The organism is Sphingobium sp. (assembly GCF_049304695.1).
Classification (GTDB): Bacteria; Pseudomonadota; Alphaproteobacteria; order Sphingomonadales; family Sphingomonadaceae; genus Sphingobium.
The window spans coordinates 1-2,637 of the sequence record NZ_JBAQOK010000015.1; the positions used below are offsets into that span (position 1 = coordinate 1).

The following is a 2,637-nucleotide window of genomic DNA, read 5'->3' on the forward strand; positions in this document are numbered from 1 at the left end:
TGGCTTGCGCTCTTTTCGCATCCGGCGGATTTCACGCCGGTCTGCACCAGCGAGTTTGTGTCGATCGCGCGCGCGCATGACCGGTTTGCGACGCTGGGATGCGAACTGATGGCACTGTCGGTCGACAGCCTGTTTTCCCACCTCGCCTGGATCCGCGCGATCCGCGATCGGTTCGATGTCGTCGTGGACTTCCCGATCATCGAAGATCCGACGCTGGAGATCGCGCGCGCCTATGGCATGGTCGGCCCAAACGCGATGGATGCCAGCGCGGTGCGGACGACCTATTTCCTCGATCCGGACGGGATATTGCGGGCATCGACCTGCTATCCGGCCAGCGTCGGGCGCTCCGTGGAGGAGATGCTGCGCCTCGTCGCCGCGCTTCAGCGTGTCCATGATGGATCGGCTCTGGCGCCGGAAGGTTGGATGCCTGGCAGTGATCTGCTCGCGGTCCCAAGCCACGATGTCGCAGACGTGCTGGCAGCACCCGCCGGCACCGACTGGTTCTACACGCCGATCAAGGATCAGGCATGATGGCGGATATCGCGACGCTTGATCTCGAGGCCGCGGCGGATTTGCTTCGGGCGCTTGCACATCCGGTGCGGCTCTCCCTGCTGCGCACCCTCATAGATGGCGAGCGCTCGGTCGGCGAGATCGAACACTTAGCCAATGTGGTGCAGCCCGGCCTCAGCCAACAGCTCGGCGTTCTGCGAAAGGCCGACCTTGTCCATACGCGACGCGAGGCAAAGCTGGTTTTCTATCGCATCAACCAGGCCCGTATCGCTGAAGTCAGCGCCTTGCTTGATGCCTATGCGGGGACGGTGGCCATATCCCGTGCAGACGCGGTCGCGGCCCGACTGCAGGCCGGCGGCGGCGCGGCCATGTTCGCTCGGATCGCGCCACGCAAATGATGCTGCGAGGCTGTAGAGCCTCGCAGCATCAGACTCTCAGTCCACCAATACGGTGCGCAGATAAGGGCGGTGCTCGGTCCAGCCCTGCGGAAAGAGGCCGCGTGCCTCGTCATCCTTGATCGAGGGAGGAATGATCACTTCCTTGCCCTTCTGCCAGTCTGCCGGGGTCGCGATTCGCTTGGCGTCACCGAGTTGAAGCGCATCGATCACGCGCAATATCTCGTCGAAGTTGCGTCCCACGCTCATCGGGTAGGTCATTGTCAGCCGGATCTTCTTTTTTGGATCGATGATGAAGACCGACCGCACCGCTGCGGTCGCGCTCTGATCCGGGTGGATCATGTCATACATCTTGGCGATCGACAGATCCGCGTCGGCGACGATGGGAAAGGTCAGGTTGGTGTTCTGGGTGTCATTAACATCCTCGATCCATTTGCGGTGTTCGTCGGCAGTGTCGGTCGACAGGCCGAGCGGTTTGACGTTGCGCGCGTCGAACTGATCGGCAAGCTGGGCTGTGCGGCCCATTTCGGTCGTGCAGACCGGAGTGAAATCGGCCGGGTGGCTGAAGAAGAAGACCCAGGAGTCGCCGGCCCATTCATGCAGGCTGATGGGGCCGTTCTGGGTGTCGACGGTGAAATCGGGTGCGGTGTCGCCAATGTGCAGGGTCATGTCGGGTCCTTTCAGGATTGCGATAACAGACACCTACCGCAGGATACCGAAAGCAACCAGAACAATTTATAACTTTCTGTGATCGTGTATATGAATGATGCGCATTATATGAGTTCAGTGCTTGAGCTTTCTGGGCCATCGGCCCCAAGCCATGGTCTCGCAAGCGTTCGACGCAGAGCGTCAATCGCCGAGATAGGCAGTTTACGCCGATTGGCGCCGAATTTCGCTGGAACACCTTGGGCAGTAATGAAAGCGGCGGTGTAGCGAGCAGATTCCTCAATCTGAGCGCCGTCGATATATAGTCGGTCAATACGGCGGCCTTTATCATTCTCCGCCTTGAAGACGAGCCGCACGCCGCGCATCCTTTTGATATAGCCGCCCATCTGCTCATACGGATCCGACGCAAAGGTTCGCTCGAGATTTTCCTCCAGCATCTCGCGGATTTCCCAGCCGGTAACGTCCACAACCGAAACAGGTGGGTCCACCGGCACCATGTTCCAAAGGTCGTTCATCATGATCGGTCCAGGCGCGATCGGTGCGCCGTAACGCCAGCCATTGGAAAAGGCGATCGGCGTTCCCGCTGCCTCGGCAACGGCTTCGAGCAACAGGTCGTCCATCGGGCTGTTGAGCATCGCATACCGATGCAGGGCGACGTCCGTGTGCCCGACGACCTCGCTCATCGACTGCCTTTCGCTTGCGAGAGCCGCGGCGACAGCATCCGCCAGGCCCGGATCGCTCGCGACGCTATCATCGACAGGTATCAGGCGATGGCGCCAGCCCTGAATACGATTTTCCGAAACATCCAGATCGAGCCGCCCGACATAGGAACCATGACAGCCAGACTGGAAAATGATCGCCCCATTGACGACGACGGCGTTTTCCATGCGGTTATGGGTGTGACCGCTGACGATCACGTCAATTCCGGCCACGTCCTTGGCCAGTTGCACATCCTGCGGAAAACCGAGGTGGGACAGGACCACAATCAGATCGGCATCCTGCCGCAGCCGTTCAATATGTCCGGGCAGTTCGGCATTGCCCGTGACAAAGCGAAGCCCCTTGCTGA

At 60.3% G+C, this 2,637-nt stretch carries 4 protein-coding genes; 2 read left to right on the forward strand and 2 right to left on the reverse strand.

The annotated features are described in order from the left end of the window. A partial coding sequence (locus WA070_RS01750) for a peroxiredoxin (RefSeq protein ID WP_422632507.1) occupies positions 1-531 on the forward strand: 531 nt, incomplete at its 5' end. Continuing rightward, on the forward strand, positions 528-908 hold the full coding sequence (locus tag WA070_RS01755; protein WP_182914079.1) for an ArsR/SmtB family transcription factor: 381 nt from the start codon (positions 528-530) through the stop codon (positions 906-908). The genes WA070_RS01750 and WA070_RS01755, both read left to right, overlap by 4 nt. A 36-nt stretch (positions 909-944) precedes the next feature. Here the strand turns inward: WA070_RS01755 and WA070_RS01760 are convergent, their stop codons facing one another. Further along, complete coding sequence (locus WA070_RS01760) at positions 945-1,574, reverse strand: peroxiredoxin (protein ID WP_021236951.1); 630 nt, start codon at positions 1,572-1,574, stop codon at positions 945-947. Between the two features lie 104 nt (positions 1,575-1,678). Continuing rightward, a partial coding sequence (locus WA070_RS01765) for a bifunctional metallophosphatase/5'-nucleotidase (protein ID WP_422632508.1) occupies positions 1,679-2,637 on the reverse strand: 959 nt, incomplete at its 5' end.

Excerpts from the sequence above, each read along its gene's own strand:
- WA070_RS01755 (WP_182914079.1), top strand. The coding sequence starts at position 528 with ATGATGGCGGATATCGCGACGCTTGATCTCGAGGCCGCGGCGGATTTG.
- WA070_RS01760 (WP_021236951.1), bottom strand. The coding sequence starts at position 1,574 with ATGACCCTGCACATTGGCGACACCGCACCCGATTTCACCGTCGACACC.